This window comes from Streptomyces mangrovisoli (genome assembly GCF_000974985.2).
GTDB classification, from domain to species: Bacteria; Actinomycetota; Actinomycetes; order Streptomycetales; family Streptomycetaceae; genus Streptomyces; species Streptomyces mangrovisoli.
Window position 1 is genome coordinate 1 of sequence record NZ_LAVA02000172.1, and the last position, 15,116, is coordinate 15,116.

Sequence of the window (15,116 nt, forward strand, 5' to 3'; positions counted from 1 at the left end):
ACCCACCACCCCCCGCCCCGACAACAACCGCCCCGACAACAGCCTCCCCGGCAACCCCCGTCCGGACAACGGCCGTCCCGACAGCGGTCGGCCCGACAACAGCCGCCCCACCACCTCCTCGTCCGCCCTCTACCGGGGCGTCGTCACGGCGAACGAGCTGTTCCTGCGGGCCGCGCCCAACCGTGGCGGTCAGGTCATCCGGGTCGCGCACCGCGGTCAGCACGTCTCGATCTTCTGCCGGACGCAGGGCGAGAACATCCAGGGCAACCGGATCTGGTACCTGCTCACAGACGGCACCTGGGCCTGGGGCTCCGCCCGGTACATCGAGACCATCGGTGCCACGCCACGCTGGTGCTGACGGGCAAGGCGCGCAACACGCCCTATTTGGGTAAGTTCCGGACATGACCAACGCCGGAACCACGGTGGCGGCGGCGGATCCGCCCACCTCCGCCGTACGCCTCCCCCGGCGCCGTGGCATCGAACTCGCCCTCATCGTCCTGGCCGTGCTGCTGTCCGTGTACGGCTACTGCGCGGTGGGGCTGGCCAGGCACGGCACGCTGCCGCCCGGCGCCGCAGGTTACGGCGCCGGGCTCGGCGTGCTCGCGCTGGTCGCCCATGTCGCGGTGCGGATCCGGGCGCCGTACGCCGATCCGCTGCCGCTGCCGATCGGGGTGCTGCTCAACGGTCTCGGCCTGGTCCTGATCTACCGGCTCGACCTCACCACCCCGCACGACCGCGCCGCCCCGGCCCAGCTGGTGTGGTCGACGCTGGGCGTGGCGCTGTTCATCGTCGTGGTGCTGCTGCTGCGCGACCACCGGGTCCTCCAGGAGCACGCGCAGGCCTGCATGGTCGCCGCACTCGCGCTGCTGACACTGCCGATCCTCTTCCCGGCGGTCAACGGCGCCCGTATCTGGATCCGGATCGCCGGATTCTCCATCCAGCCGGGCGAGTTCGCGAAAGTGCTGCTCGCGGTGTTCTTCGCGGCGTATCTCGCGGCGAACCGGAGCGCGCTCGCGTACGCGGGCCGCCGTTTCTGGTGGGTGCAGCTGCCGACCGGGCGGGTGCTCGGGCCGATCGTGGCGATCTGGCTGCTGAGCGTGGGGGTGCTGGTGCTGGAGCGCGACCTCGGCACCTCCCTGCTGTTCTTCGGGCTGTTCGTGGTGCTGCTCTACGTCGCCACCGGGCGCACCGGCTGGATCGCGGTGGGGCTGCTGCTCGCGGTGCTCGGCGCGGTCGCGGTGGGCCGGCTCGAACCGCATGTCCACAGCAGGGTGCAGGACTGGCTGCACCCGTTCGCGTCGATCGAGGCGGGCGAGGGACCGGGCCAGGTGGCGCAGTCGCTGTTCGCGTTCGCCGCGGGCGGGATGCTCGGCACCGGCCTCGGCCTCGGGCACTCCAGCCTCATCGGCTTCGCCACCAAGTCGGACTTCGTGCTGGCGACGGCCGGCGAGGAGCTCGGCCTGGCCGGACTGACCGCGATCTTCCTGCTCTACGCCCTGCTCGTCGAGCGCGGCTACCGGGCGGGCCTCGCGGTGCGCGACCCGTTCGGGCAACTGCTGGCGGTGGGGCTCGCGTCGCTCGTGGCGCTCCAGGTGTTCGTGATCGCGGGCGGGGTGACCGGGCTGATCCCGCTGACCGGCATGGCGATGCCGTTCCTCGCGCAGGGCGGCTCCTCGGTCGTCACCAACTGGGCGATCGTGGCGCTGCTGATCCGGCTCAGCGACTCGGCCCGCCGCCCCCAGGGCGACGGCCCCGAGGGCACACCGCACCACCCCGACGACGGCCGGAGCGCCGGCCGCCCGCAGGACCACGGCGAGAGCGAGGCCTCCCGATGACCCGCCACATCCGGCACGCCGCCCTCTTCTGCCTGCTGCTGCTCGCGGCGCTGCTGGTGAGCGCGGTGCGGGTGCAGATCGTCCGGGCGGGGTCCTACGACGACAACCCCGCCAACCGCCGCGCCAGCATCGCCCGTTACGGCCAGCCCCGCGGCGACGTGCTGGTCGGCGGCGCGCCCGTCACCGGCTCGCGGGACACCAAGGAGCAGCTGCGCTACGAACGCACCTATCCCGACGGCCCGTTGTACGCGCCGGTCACCGGCTTCGCCTCGCAGGCGTACGGCACCACGTTCCTGGAGCACGCCGAGGACGGGATCCTCTCCGGCACCGACCCGATGCTCGCGCCGTTCCCGCTGCTGAGCGGCCTCACCCACGCCCGCGCACGGGGCGGCGATGTCGTCACCACGATCAACCGGTCCGCGCAGGAGGCCGCTTACGAGGGCCTGGAGGGGCGCAAGGGTGCCGTGGCCGCGCTGGATCCGGCCACCGGGCGCATCCTGGCCCTCGTCACCAGTCCGTCGTACGACCCGGCGGAGCTGTCGGGCAACGGGCTCCCGGCGATGCGGGCGTGGGCGCGGCTGAACGCCGATCCCGACAAGCCGATGCTCAACCGGGCGGTGCGGCAGACCTATCCGCCGGGGTCGACGTTCAAGGTGGTCACCGCGGCGGCGGCGCTGGACGCGGGGGTGGTGACGGATCTCGACGCGCCGACCGACTCCCCCGACCCCTACCGGCTGCCCGGCACGACGACCCGGCTGACCAACGAGGGCGACGGCTGCGCGGACGCCTCGCTCAGGTCCGCCTTCGAGTGGTCGTGCAACACGGTGTTCGCGAAGCTCGGCGTGGACGTGGGCGTGGACCGCATGGCGTCGACGGCGAGCGGGTTCGGGTTCAACGACACGTCGCTGCGCATCCCGTACTCGGCGGTGCGCAGCACCTTCGACACGCAGGTCGACAAGGCGCAGCTGGGGCTGTCGTCGATCGGGCAGTACAACACCCGTGCCACGCCGCTCCAGATGGCGATGGTCGCGGCGGCGGTGGCGGACGGCGGGCAGGTGCGGGAGCCGTATCTGGTGGAGCGGACCGTGCGGCGGGGCGGCGAGACGGTCGCGACGACGGGGCCGCGGCCGGTGCGGCAGGCGATGCGGCCGGGCACGGCCGCGCTGATGAAGGAGTTGATGACCGACGTGGTGACCGAGGGGACCGGCCGCAACGCGGCGATCCCCGGGGCGGTCGTCGGCGGGAAGACGGGCACCGCGCAGCACGGGGTCGGCAACACGGGGACGCCGTACGCGTGGTTCGTGTCCTGGGCGCAGGGCGACGACGACGTCCAGCCGCGGGTCGCGGTCGCCGTGGTGGTGGAGGACGCGTCGGCGCACCGCGGCGAGATCACCGGGGGCGGGTTCGCGGCCCCGATCGCCAGGGCGGTGATGCGGGCGGTGCTCGACTCCTGAGCCGGCGGGCCGCACCGGTCCGGCGGCCGACGCCGGTCCCGCGGCCCGCGCCGGTCCCGCGGCCGACGCCGGTCCGGAAGGTCACTCCTCCGCCGCACCCGCCTCGATCGCCTCCGTCACCTCCTCCACCCGCGCCCGCTCCTCCGCCGCGAAGCGTTCCGCGTCCAGCCGTTCGGCGATCTCCTCGTCCTGGGCCATCAGCAGGTCCAGGCTGGAGTCGCCGAGTTCGAGGACGCCCATGTCGACGTAGGCCTGCTGGAGCCGCTTTCCCCACAGACCGATGTCTTTGACGCACGGGACGATGCGGCTGAACAGCAGCTTGCGGAAGAGCTGGAGGAACTCGGAGTGTTCGCTGAGCTCCTCGGCCTCGGCGTGCGCGAAGCCGAAGTTCTCCAGGACCTCGGCGCCGCGCAGCCGGTCGCGCATCAGCCAGCAGCCCTCGATGACGAACTCCTCGCGCTCGCGCAGTTCGGCGTCGGTGAGCTGGGCGTAGTGGTCGCGGAGCGCCATCCGTCCGAAGGCGACATGGCGGGCCTCGTCCTGCATGACGTAGGCGAGGATCTGCTGGGGGAGCGGCTTGGTGGTGGTGTCGCGGATCAGCCCGAACGCGGCGAGCGCGAGCCCCTCGATGAGGACCTGCATCCCGAGGTAGGGCATGTCCCAGCGGCTGTCGCGCAGGGTGTCGCCGAGCAGCGACTGGAGGTTGTCGTTGATCGGGTAGAGCATCCCGACCTTCTCGTGCAGGAACCTGGCGTAGATCTCGGCGTGCCGTGCCTCGTCCATGGTCTGGGTGGCGGAGTAGAACTTGGCGTCGAGGTCGGGGACGGACTCGACGATCCGGGCCGCGCAGATCATCGCGCCCTGCTCGCCGTGCAGGAACTGGCTGAACTGCCAGGAGGCGTAGTGCCTGCGCAGGTCGGCGCGGTCCCGGTCGGACATCTTCGCCCAGTACGGCGTCCCGTACAGGGCCATCGCGTCGTCGGGGGTTCCCAGGGCGTCGTACGGATCGACCTCCAGGCCCCAGTCGATGCGCCGCTGCCCGTCCCACTGCTTGTCCTTGCCCTTCTGGTACAGGGCCAGCAGGCGGTCGCGCCCTTCGTCGTACTCCCAGTTGAAGCGGGCGGCGCCGGACGCGGGCACCTGCCAGCGGTGCTCGCCGGGGTCGTTGGCGTACAGCTCGTGGGTCGGCATACTTCGCAGACTCCTCCGTAGACCCGGAGTCAACAAGATGCGTGCAGGGGATTGACGAGCTTGCTGACAGGCAGTCTCATAAGAGCCATGACGACTCTCACGGAAGCCGACGCCGTGGCGGGCCTGCGCGACGCGCTCGGTCTGCTCAAGGACCGGGAGCAGGTGGCCGAGCGGCTGCTCGACTCTTCCGCCAAGCACTCCTTCGACCCGGACAAGGAGCTGGACTGGGACGCGCCCTTCGAGGAGGGCAAGTGGTTCTGGCCGCCGGAGCTCGTGTCGCTGTACGACACCCCGCTGTGGAAGCGGATGGGCGAGGAGCAGAAGATCCTGCTCTCCCAGCACGAGGCCGCCGCGCTGGCCTCGCTGGGGATCTGGTTCGAGATCATCCTGATGCAGCTGCTGGTCCGGCACATCTACGACAAGGCGGCGACGAGCGCGCACGTGCGGTACGCGCTCACCGAGATCGAGGACGAGTGCCGGCACTCCAAGATGTTCGCGCGGCTGATCGCCCGCGGGGACGCGCCCTGGTACCCGGTGAGCCGGGCCCACATGAACCTCGGCCGGCTGTTCAAGACGATCTCCACCACGCCCGGTTCGTTCACCGCGACCCTGCTCGGCGAGGAGGTCCTCGACTGGATGCAGCGGCTGACCTTCCCGGACGAGCGGGTGCAGACCCTCGTCCGCGGCGTCACGCGCATCCACGTCGTGGAGGAGGCCCGGCACGTGCGCTACGCCCGTGAGGAGCTGCGCCGGCAGATGCTGACCGCCCCGAAGTGGTCGCAGGAGTTCACCCGGATCACCTCCGGCGAGTTCGCCCGGGTCTTCTCGGTGGCCTTCGTGAACCCCGACGTGTACACGAACGTGGGGCTCGACCAGCGCGAGGCGCTGGCCCAGGTGAAGGCGAGCGGCCACCGGCGCGAGGTCATGCAGACCGGGTCGAAGCGGCTGACCGACTTCCTCGACGACATCGGCGTGCTGCGCGGCGTCGGGCGTCGGCTGTGGAAGTCGTCCGGACTGCTGGCGTAGTGCGCGCTCCGAGCGGGGAGGGGCGCGCCCCTGGGGCGGGCGCGCAGGGGTCCCTCCCCGGCGTGGAGGGGCTCGGGCCGGGGGGTGCGGCGCGGAGCGGTCCGCTGCGGCGGGGACCCGCCCGGGGGTGCGCGGCCGGTCCGGCGATTACGCTGCCGGTCATGAGCCCCTCCGCCGCCACCCCGGCCTACCGCCGCCTCAGCGTCGAGGAGCGACGCAGCCAGCTGCTGGACGCCGCGCTGACGCTCTTCGCGCACCGCGCGCCCGAGGAGGTCTCCCTCGACGACGTGGCGGAGGCGGCCGGGGTGTCGCGCCCGCTGGTGTACCGCTACTTCCCCGGCGGCAAGCAGCAGTTGTACGAGGCCGCCCTGCACTCCGCCGCGGACGAGCTGCGGCACTGCTTCGACGAACCGCAGCAGGGCCCGCTGCTGCCCCGGCTGCACCGGGCCCTGGACCGCTATCTCGCCTTCGTCGACCAGCACGACGCCGGGTTCAGCGCGCTGCTCCAGGGCGGCAGCGTGGTCGAGACGTCACGGACCACGGCGATCGTGGACGGGGTGCGGCGGGCCGCCGCCGACCACATCCTGCGCCACCTGGGCGTGCGGGAGCCGGGGCCCCGGCTGCGGATGACCGTGCGGATGTGGATCACGGCGGTGGAGGCGGCCTCCCTGATCTGGCTCGACGAGGACAAGCAGCCGCCCGCCGGGGAGCTGCGGGACTGGCTGGTCGAGCAGTTCGTGGCCGTCCTCACGGTGACCGCGGCCCGCGACCCGCAGACCGCGGAGATCATCGCGGCGCTCGCGAGGAACGGCTGACGCCACCGCGACCGCCACGACGCCCGCGCACGACGGCCGACGCCCCGGGCCCGGCCCTCGCCCCGGCCGGGGATGGCCGACACTGGAAGGCGTGAAGAGCCAGGACACCCCCTTCGAGGGCGGACCGATGGACGGGCGCGTGCTGCCCGTCCTGCTGGGACCCACCGGTCACCCGCCCAAGATCTACCGCATCCCCGTCCCCGCCCCCGACGGCGGCGAGCCGACCGTGCTGGTCTACCGGCGCGAGCCGCGCGCGCACAGCAAGCGGCTGGGCACCCCGCAGGGCTGGAAGTACGCTTACGACCCCGGCGCCGACCCCCGCTCCGGCACCCTGCGCTGGCCCTGGTCCCGGCGGAGCACCGCCGCGAACGGCCGTCCCGGTGCCACGCCGTCCGGCAGGCCGGAGAACACGGACGGGTGACGAGGTTGCGCCGAACCGCCCACACTCGGCGCGCGCGTCACACGATCCCGTCTGAAGCTCTCGGTGCGAAGCGGACCCCCCCGCCCCGCACCGGAGGTGATGACATGTCAGGAAGGCTTCTACGCCGGGTCGGTACGGCCGCGGTGGCCGTCTGCGCGGTCGCCCTCGCCCCGCTGCCCCCCGCGGCGGCGGCACCCGAGCCCGTGGGCACCGCGACGGCCGAGAGCGATACGGCCACGGGGAGCGATACGACGGCCGCCGAGCCCGCGGCGGACGCGGCGGCGGCCGGTCTCGCGCAGGACGGACAGCGTTCGGTCACCGACCTGCTGACGGACCTTCAGCGTCTGTACCAGCAGGCCGAACAGGCGACGGAGACCTACGACGGCACGGAGGAGAAGCTCGCGAAACAGCGCGCGGAGGTCGACCGGCTGGAGCGCCGACTGGCCCGCGCCCGGCTCTCGTTGCAGGACAGCCGGGGCGAGGTGGGGCGGCTCGCACGGGAGCAGTACCAGGGCGCCGCCTCCGACCTGTCGCCGTATCTGCGCATCCTGCTCGCCCGCGACCCGCAGCACGCGCTCGACGAGGGCCATGTCGTCGGCCGGCTGGCGCAGGTGCGGGCGCGGACAGCCGGGCGGCTGGCCGGCAGCGAGCGCACGGCGGACAGCCTCGCCCGCGCCGCGCGCAAGGCGCTGGACGACCGGCTCTCGCTCGCCGCGCGGCAGAAGAAGAACCGCGACGACGTCCACCGCAGGCTCGAGGAGGTCGAGAAGCTGCTCGCCTCGCTCAGCCCGGCACAGCGCTCCGCGCTCGCGGAGTCCGAGAAGGACGGGGTCGCCACCGCGCAGGAGAAGCTCGTGACGTCGGGCGCGCTGGGCAAGGGCGCCGACCCGTCGGCGCAGGGGGACCGGGCCGTCTCCTACGCCCTGCGGCAGCTCGGCAAGCCGTACCAGTGGGGGGCCGAGGGCCCGCGGACGTACGACTGCTCGGGGCTGACCTCGCAGGCGTGGGACCACGCGGGCACGACGATCCCGCGCACCAGCGAGGAGCAGTGGGCGCGGCTGCCGAAGGTCCCGCTGGACCGGCTGCGCCCCGGCGACCTGGTGATCTACTACCCGCAGGCCACGCATGTGGCGCTGTACCTCGGCGAGGGGATGGTCGTCCAGGCCCCGAGGACCGGCGAACGCGTCAAGGTCTCCCCCATCGCGTCCAACCCGATCCTCGGCGCCGTACGGCCGGCGTGACCGCGGCCGCGTCGCAGTGGCCCCCGGGGGCCGAACTGCCGCTGTCCGTGGCGGACTCAGGCCCCGGCGACCGAGGCCAGGTAGGCGCCCGTCTTCTCCGGCTCGTAGAAGAAGTTCTCGAAGTCGGCCGGGTCGTCGAAGGCGTTGGCGAAGCGGTCGGCGACCGGCTGGAGCTGGCCCGCCGCGCCGATCAGGTTGAGGATGTGCTCCGGCGGCGGCGCCAGCATGGCGTTGGTCCACTTGGTGACGTGCTGGGCGGTGTTCCAGTAGCGGTCGAAGGTCGCCCGCATCCAGGTCTCGTCGAACGCGCCGTCCCCGTGCTCCAGGATCGACGCGAGATAGGCGGCCGCGCACTTGGACGCGGAGTTCGAACCCTGGCCGGTGATCGGGTCGTTGGCGACCACGACGTCGGCGACGCCGAGCACCAGGCCGCCGCCGGGCAGCCGGCCGACCGGGTTGCGGACGGTCGGCGCGTAGCGGCCGGCCAGGGTGCCGCCGGCGTCGGTCAGTTCGACGCCCTTGGCGCGGTCGAACTCCCACGGCGTGAAGGTCTCCATCAGGCGCAGGGTCAGCGCCAGGTGCTCCGCCGGGTCCTTCACGCCGTTGAAGACGTCCAGCGGGCCGCCGGGTATGCCCTCCCAGAACAGGATGTCGGCGCGGCCGGAGGTGGTCAGGGTCGGCATCACGAACAGCTCGCCGACGCCCGGCACGAGGTTGCAGCGGACCGCGTCGAAGTCCGGGTGCTCGGGGCGCGGGCCGAGTCCGTGGACGTAGGAGACGGCCAGGGCGCGCTGCGGCTCGCTGTAGGGGGAACGGGAGGCGTCCCGCTCGAACATGGAGACCAGTTCGCCCTTGCCCGCGGAGACGAGCACCAGGTCGTAGGTGCGGGAGAAGTAGTCGAGGTCGCCGACCGCCGCCCCGTGGATGACCAGTTGGCCGCCGCGCTGGGCGAAGGTCTCCATCCAGCCGGCCATCTTCACGCGCTGGTCCACGGACTGCGCGTACCCGTCGAGCCTGCCCACCCAGTCGATCGCCCGCTGCGAGGGGCCCGGGTCGAAGGAGCCGGGGGCCGCCACGGACACGCCGAGCCCCTCGATCCTCGGGGCCTGCGACTCCCAGAAGTTCAGCTGGAGGTCGCGCTCGTGCTGGAGCGCGGTGTCGAACATGCACTGGGTCGACATGACCCGGCCGGAGCGGATCTCGTCCGCGGTCCGGTTCGACATCAGGGTGACCTCGTACCCGTGCGACTGGAGGCCGAGGGCGAGCTGGAGTCCGGACTGGCCGGCTCCGACGACGAGTATCTTCCGCATGGCGGGTGGTGACTCCTATCGGGAGGCTGCTCGGGGTTACTCGGGCGTTTCGTCGAGTGCGTGGCCGACGAGGGACAGCAGGGTCTCGACGACCGAGATCCGACGGCGCGCATCCATGATCATTACAGGTATGCGCGCCGGGATCGTCAACGCCTCCCGGACGTCCTCCGGTTCGAACAGCTCGGTGCCGTCGAAGTGGTTGACGGCGACGACGTACGGCAGCCCGCAGCTCTCGAAGTAGTCGAGCGCCGGGAAGCAGTCCTTCAGGCGGCGGGTGTCCGCGAGCACGACGGCGCCGATCGCGCCGCGCACCAGGTCGTCCCACATGAACCAGAACCGCTGCTGGCCCGGCGTGCCGAACAGGTAGAGCACCAGGTCGTCGTCGAGCGTGATGCGGCCGAAGTCCATGGCCACGGTGGTGGTCATCTTGCCGGGCGTGGACGTCAGATCGTCCGTCTCGGTGCTCGCCTCGGTCATCAGCGCCTCCGTCTGGAGGGGCGTGATCTCCGAGACCGCGCCGACCAGCGTGGTCTTGCCGACGCCGAAGCCCCCGGCCACGACGATCTTCGTGGCGATGGGGGCCCGCGTGCGGTCCGTCTCCCAGGCCTTCAGGTCCTCCCCCGGCTCCATGGCCGCGGTGGAGGAGTCGACGCCAGGTGCGGCGTCAGAGACGACGGAGTCCACTCAGCACCCTTTCCAGCAGAGCGCGGTCCGGGCGGCCGGTGCCGTGTCCCGTCCCGGTCCCGTACACACGGATCTTTCCCTGGTCCGCGAGATCGCTGAGCAGCACGCGGACCACGCCGAGCGGCATCCTCAGCAGCGCGGCGATCTCGGCCACCGTACGCATACGGCGGCACAGTTCGACGATGGCCTGCATCTCCGGCATGATCCGGCCGGCCGGCGCACTCGTCAGCTCCTTGCGCTCCTCCGCCGCCTCCAGGGCTGCGGTGCTCGCGACGAAGGTCTCCACCAGCAGCACGTGCCCGAAGCGGGTCCGGCCGCCGGTGAGCGAATAGGGGCGCACGCGGGCGGGTTTGCGGTCCCCGCCGCGCACGGGCAGTCGGCGGCGGGCCGCGGCGTCGGTCATCGGGCGCTCCCCGTCGACTCGGCCTCCAGCGACTTGCGCAGTTCGCTGCGGAGTTCGGGGGTGAGCACATGGCCGGCCCGGCCCACGAAGAGCGCCATGTGGTAGGCCACCACGCTCATGTCGCAGTCGGCGCTGCCGTGCACGCCGAGCAGGGAGCCGTCGCTGATCGACATGACGAAGAGGCTGCCCTCCTCCATGGCGACCATGGTGTGCTTCACCGGCCCGAACTCCATGAGTTTCGCGGTGCCGACGGTGAGGCTGCCGATGCCGGAGACGATGGTGGCCAGGTCGGCGGCGGAACCCCTCGGACCCTTGCGGCGGGTGCCGAGCGCCTCGCGGGCCTCGGCGTTGCGTCCCGGGTCGGAGCTGAGCAGCAGCAGGCCGTCGGAGGAGACCACGGCGACCGACTGGATGCCGGGCACCTCCTCGACGAGGTTCGTCAGCAGCCAGTGCAGGTTGCGTGCCTCACTGCTCAGTCCGAAGGTACTGGGCGCGGTCAACTGCTTGCCTCCTCGACGGTGCCCCCCGTGGCTTTCTCGGATCCGGCCGTACCCGCGGCCGGCACCTGGTTCTGCGCGGTCTCTTCGGCGATCTCCGCCTGGACGTCGCGGTGCCCGGCCTCCGCCCCTCGGCGGAAGCCTCCGAGTCGGCGTCGCAGGGCCTCCGCGTCCACGGACGTGGTCCGCTGCCGCTGGGGCTGGGCGGGGGCGGTGATCTTCGGTGTGCGCTTGGGCAGACCCTTGCTGGTGACGGGGTCGTCCTCGTCGGCACCGGCGTCGTCGGCGGGGCCGTTCTCCCCGGCCGCGGGCGGCCCGCTCGGGCCCCTCTCGTCCGGGGTGCGGTCGTGGGTGGCGTCGGGCTCGGCCGGCACCGGCGCGAGCAGCTCCATGGTGGTCTCGGACGGCGACTCCGGTACGGCGCCGGGCGTGATCCGCGGCGGCGTCACGGCGGCGGGTCCGGTGCGCGCCGGGGGCTCCTCGTGGAGCGCCGCGTCCTCGGTACGGGGGGCGGGCACGGCGGGCCGCTCGGGCGCCTGCCGGTCCGGTGTCCCGTGGGCGGGCGTCTCCTGGGCGGTCCGGCCGGCACCCTTGGTGTCGTCGGCGGCCGAGGCGGGGTCGTCGGCGGAGCGGCCCGCGCCGCGCACGGCGCGCTCCGCGAGCGTCACCAGCGGGTCGCCGTCGGCCGTACGCCCGTGCAGGACGTTGGAGTTGACCTCCGCGTCCGCACCGGGCAGCGAGAAGGACGCGGCACCGGCGGCCGTCGCGCCCGCGGCCGGGACGGCCGAGGCGGGCGCCGCGGCGAGCAGGGACCGGGGCAGCACCACGACGGCCGCGACGCCGCCCTGCTTCTGCTCCCGCAACTGCACGCGCACACCGTGCCGGTGGGCGAGCCGGGCGACGACGTACAGGCCGAGCCCGAGTCCCTCCTCGCCCTCCTCCTCGTACGGCGTGTGCGGATCGAACGCGGCGAGGCGGGCGTTGAGCCGCACCTGGCGCTCGGCGGCCATGCCGATGCCCTCGTCCTGGACGGAGAGCATGACCTCGCCGTTCTCCAGCAGCCAGCCGGAGATCTCGACGGGCACGTCGGGCGGGGAGAACGCGGTGGCGTTCTCCATCAGTTCGGCGAGCAGATGGCTCATGTCGTCCGCGGCGAAGCCCGCGAGGTGCGCGTGCGGGGGCAGCGCGGCGATGCGGACGCGTTCGTAGCGCTCGATCTCGCTGACCGCGGCGCGTACGACGTCGACCAGCGGGACCGGGCCCGCGTGCTGCTGCACATGCTCGGTGCCGGCCAGCACGAGGAGGTTCTCGCTGTGCCGGCGCATGACGGTGGCGAAGTGGTCGAGCTTGAACAGGGTGGCGAGCCGGTCGGGGTCCTGCTCGCGCTCCTCCAGGCCCTCGATGACGGCCAGTTGGCGCTCCACCAGGCCGAGGGTGCGCAGCGCCAGATTGACGAAGGTGCCGCCGATGCTGTGCCGCAGCCGCTCCAGCTGGGCCGCGGAGTCGCCGAGTTCGGCGCGCAGCTCCTCGCGGGCCTCGGCCATCTGGCGGCGCTGGCCGACCAGGTGGCGGCGGTCGTCCTCCAGGGTGGTGATCCGCTCGTGCAGGGCGGCGGCGTGCGCGTGCAGCGCGTTGACCGAGCGCACCACCTGGGCGAACTCGTCGTTGCGGCCCGTGAACTGGATCGGTTCCTGGGTCGCGGGGTCCTCGGCCTCGGCCAGCCGGGCGGAGCCGCGGCGCAGTACCGACAGCGGGCGGGTCAGCGTGCGGGCCATGGCGGTGGCGATGCCGACGGCGACCAGCAGGAGCGCGCCGAGGAGGGCGACGCGGATCTCCAGGGCGGTGACGTCGTCGTCGCGCAGCCCGGCGAGGTCCTTGGTGCGGTGGTCGTAGAGCGAGGACTCCACGCTGCTCATGAGGTCGACGCGGGCGGACAGGGCCGCGTCGAGCTTCTTGACGCTGGTGGCGAGGTCGGCGTCGGAGAGCGTCGGCTGGTCGGTGAGCTTGGCCAGGTACGACGCGGCGGAGTCGGCGTCGGGGCCGGTGACCGTGGAGTCGTAGGACGCGACGGACGCCTTGGGGGCGGTCTCGCGGAAGTCGGCGAGGGCCGCGTCGGCGCGCAGCCGGGCCTGCTGGGCGGCCGTGCTGAGGGTGTCGCGCTGCTTCTTGTCGGCCGCCGAGGTGACGGTGGTCGTGGTGGTCAGTCCGGTGATCGGGCTGTAGACCGTCTGGGTGCTGGTGGGCACCTGGAGGGCGGCGAGGAGCAGGCCGCGGGCGGCGGCGGTCTGCTGGACGGCGCTGTCGAGCTCCGCGAGGGAGTAGGCGCCGGAGCCCGCGCGGGTCGGCATCCGTTCGGCCAGGTCGTCGGCCAGCCGGTGCAGCGCCGTGATGGTGGCGGAGTACGCCTGGTGGGCCTCGTAGGCGCTGCTCTTGCCGGTGAGCGCGGCGCGCCGCACGGACGCGATGGCGTCGAGGTCGCCGCCCAGGCCGGCCGGCAGGTCGGGGTCGGCGCGCAGGTCCTCGACCTCGCGGTCGACGCGGGCGCTGCGCTGCTCGGTGGGAGCCTTGGACTTGGCCCGGCCCGCGGCGATGTAGGCGGTGACCTCGTCGCGCTCGTCGGCGAGCGAGTGCGCGAGGGTGAGGGCGTCCTCGGTCTGCTGGGCCAGCGTCACCAGGTCCTGGGCGTCGCTCAGCTGCTGGGACGCGGCGAGGACGGAGGGGGCGCCGGCCGCGGCGACGGCCGCGGCCACCACGGCGACGGCGACGATCAGCCGGTTGCGCACATGGGTGGGGCGGCCCTTGCCGACCGGGGTGCCGGGCGTCTGCTCCGGACCCTGTGCGGAGGCCGTCTGCTTGCCTGTGCGCCGAGGCCGCGTCTTCTGCACCGGTGCTCGCATTCCTGTACTCGATGTACCCATGGGCCCGGGTGACGCTCCGTCAAGCCGTTGCCGACTGGCGTGTGAGCCCCGATTCGGCTCCCGACCCTCCCAGTGCCGGTGGGCAGTGGATGCGCATCACCTGACCCGCCACCCGAAGGAGTGAACCCCGGCAGGGAGTTGGCGGGCAAGTCTCCCGGGCGCGGGTGCGCGCCGCCGCTCGTGCGCCGGTTGGACGCGGGCGCCATGCTTTGACAGGATTCGCCGTCACGCCTTCCCGGAGCCCGCCATTCCCCCTCAAACCAGGCGCCTGACCTGCGAGGGTGTGCCAAATGCGGTGCTGGGGGCCGCCTTTCGCAAACCGTGTGAAGGGCTCGTGCAGACTGACCGGATGCGTACCGAACTTGTCTCGGAGCCCGGCGATCCCGCCCGCCCCGACGAGGACTTCGCGAGTGTCGGGCTTCCCGCCTCCGGGCAGGGGGGTTGCCTGGTGGTGCTGGACGGGGTGACTCCGCCGGCCGGTCACACCGGATGTTTGCATTCGGTTCCCTGGTTCACCGCGCGGCTGGGCGGGGCGCTGGCCGAACTGACCGTTTCCTGCCCAGATCTGACGCTGCCCGAGGCGCTCTCCCGGGCGATCGTTCGCACAGCTGCGGCCCATGCCGCGACCTGTGACCTTTCTCACCCGCGTACGCCTCAGGCGACCGTGGTGCTCGCCCGCTGGTCGTCACGGACCGTGGAGTACCTGGTGCTCTCCGACTCGGTGCTGCTCGTGGAGGCCCCCGACGGGGCGGTGACCGCGGTCCTCGACGACCGTCTGGCGCGGCTGCCGCGGGCCGCGCTCACGACCGACGCGCTCGTGGACTCGCGGCTGCGCAACAAGGAGGGCGGGTTCTTCACCGCGGCCGCGGACGCCTCGGTGGCGGCCCGCGCGGTGACCGGGACCCTGCCGCGGGAGCGGGTGCGGGCGCTGACCGCCCTGACGGACGGCGCGGCCCGCTGGACGGAGAAGTTCCACCAGGGCGACTGGGCGGCCCTGTTCGGCCTGGTCCGCGAGGAGGGGGCGGGCGCGTTGGTGGCGCGGGTCCGCGCGCTGGAACGGGCGGACCGGGAGGCTCGCGCGTTCCTGGGCCGCGGCAAGACCCACGACGACGCGACGGTCGTCTTCACGGAGCTGTGACTCCCCGCGCGTCACTCACTCTGCGGCCCGGTGGGGGCTGAGCGCGCAGTTCCCCGCGCCCCTAAAACTCACCTGCGGCCCGGCGGGGGCCGAGCGCGCCGTTCCCCGCGCCCCTGGCGGGGCGCCTCCGGGCCACCCCCTCAAGGGGCGCGGGGAACTGCGCGACCAGCCACGACGCACCCG

The 15,116-nt window shown here is 73.0% G+C and carries 14 protein-coding genes; 8 read left to right on the forward strand and 6 right to left on the reverse strand.

The window, feature by feature from the left end; genetic code table 11:
* The 3 genes from WN71_RS43135 to WN71_RS39000 all read left to right on the forward strand — a co-directional run.
* Positions 1 to 358, forward strand: a 358-nt coding sequence (locus WN71_RS43135) for an SH3 domain-containing protein (RefSeq protein WP_240529924.1), incomplete at its 5' end; no start/stop codon positions are given.
* Between the two features lie 43 nt (positions 359 to 401).
* Positions 402 to 1,835: an FtsW/RodA/SpoVE family cell cycle protein gene (locus tag WN71_RS38995; RefSeq protein WP_079178441.1), complete on the forward strand. Its 1,434-nt coding sequence runs from the start codon at positions 402 to 404 to the stop codon at positions 1,833 to 1,835.
* Complete coding sequence (locus tag WN71_RS39000; protein WP_046592618.1) at positions 1,832 to 3,289, forward strand: penicillin-binding transpeptidase domain-containing protein; 1,458 nt, start codon at positions 1,832 to 1,834, stop codon at positions 3,287 to 3,289. The genes WN71_RS38995 and WN71_RS39000 overlap by 4 nt, the downstream gene beginning before the upstream one ends.
* Positions 3,290 to 3,370: 81 nt before the next feature.
* Here WN71_RS39000 and WN71_RS39005 read toward each other — a convergent pair whose 3' ends face one another.
* Entirely contained in the window at positions 3,371 to 4,480 is a 1,110-nt protein-coding gene (locus WN71_RS39005) for a ferritin-like domain-containing protein (protein ID WP_046592619.1), read from the reverse strand.
* Between the two features lie 87 nt (positions 4,481 to 4,567).
* Between WN71_RS39005 and WN71_RS39010 the strand changes: the two genes are divergently transcribed.
* From WN71_RS39010 to WN71_RS39025, 4 genes are all read left to right on the forward strand, one after another.
* Positions 4,568 to 5,506: an AurF N-oxygenase family protein gene (locus WN71_RS39010; protein WP_046592620.1), complete on the forward strand. Its 939-nt coding sequence runs from the start codon at positions 4,568 to 4,570 to the stop codon at positions 5,504 to 5,506.
* Positions 5,507 to 5,667: 161 nt separating this feature from the next.
* Complete coding sequence (locus WN71_RS39015) at positions 5,668 to 6,321, forward strand: TetR/AcrR family transcriptional regulator (protein WP_046592621.1); 654 nt, start codon at positions 5,668 to 5,670, stop codon at positions 6,319 to 6,321.
* 91 nt (positions 6,322 to 6,412) lie between these two features.
* A complete protein-coding gene (locus WN71_RS39020) occupies positions 6,413 to 6,742 on the forward strand; it encodes a hypothetical protein (RefSeq protein WP_046592622.1) in 330 nt (109 codons plus the stop codon).
* A 104-nt stretch (positions 6,743 to 6,846) separates the two neighbouring features.
* Positions 6,847 to 7,983 carry a C40 family peptidase gene (locus tag WN71_RS39025; protein WP_046592623.1) on the forward strand — a complete coding sequence of 379 codons (1,137 nt, stop codon included), beginning with the start codon at positions 6,847 to 6,849 and terminating at the stop codon, positions 7,981 to 7,983.
* Between the two features lie 56 nt (positions 7,984 to 8,039).
* Here WN71_RS39025 and WN71_RS39030 read toward each other — a convergent pair whose 3' ends face one another.
* Genes WN71_RS39030 through WN71_RS39050 form a run of 5 tightly spaced genes read right to left on the reverse strand, consistent with a single transcriptional unit; the run spans position 8,040 to position 13,762 of the window.
* A complete protein-coding gene (locus WN71_RS39030) occupies positions 8,040 to 9,293 on the reverse strand; it encodes a styrene monooxygenase/indole monooxygenase family protein (protein WP_046592624.1) in 1,254 nt (417 codons plus the stop codon).
* Positions 9,294 to 9,329: 36 nt separating this feature from the next.
* A complete protein-coding gene (locus WN71_RS39035; RefSeq protein ID WP_046592625.1) occupies positions 9,330 to 9,977 on the reverse strand; it encodes a GTP-binding protein in 648 nt (215 codons plus the stop codon).
* Positions 9,958 to 10,380 carry a DUF742 domain-containing protein gene (locus WN71_RS39040; protein ID WP_046592626.1) on the reverse strand — a complete coding sequence of 141 codons (423 nt, stop codon included), beginning with the start codon at positions 10,378 to 10,380 and terminating at the stop codon, positions 9,958 to 9,960. The genes WN71_RS39035 and WN71_RS39040 overlap by 20 nt, the downstream gene beginning before the upstream one ends.
* Complete coding sequence (locus tag WN71_RS39045) at positions 10,377 to 10,880, reverse strand: roadblock/LC7 domain-containing protein (protein WP_046592627.1); 504 nt, start codon at positions 10,878 to 10,880, stop codon at positions 10,377 to 10,379. Before WN71_RS39045 ends, WN71_RS39040 begins: the two co-directional genes overlap by 4 nt.
* The gene (locus tag WN71_RS39050; protein ID WP_206300260.1) at positions 10,877 to 13,762 is read right to left on the reverse strand and encodes a sensor histidine kinase; all 2,886 of its coding nucleotides are present in this window, start codon (positions 13,760 to 13,762) and stop codon (positions 10,877 to 10,879) included. The genes WN71_RS39045 and WN71_RS39050 overlap by 4 nt, the downstream gene beginning before the upstream one ends.
* Positions 13,763 to 14,144: 382 nt before the next feature.
* Here WN71_RS39050 and WN71_RS39055 point away from each other — a divergent pair, with 382 nt between their 5' ends.
* Entirely contained in the window at positions 14,145 to 14,933 is a 789-nt protein-coding gene (locus WN71_RS39055; RefSeq protein ID WP_079178443.1) for a protein phosphatase 2C domain-containing protein, read from the forward strand.
* The last annotated feature ends 183 nt before the right edge of the window (positions 14,934 to 15,116 follow it).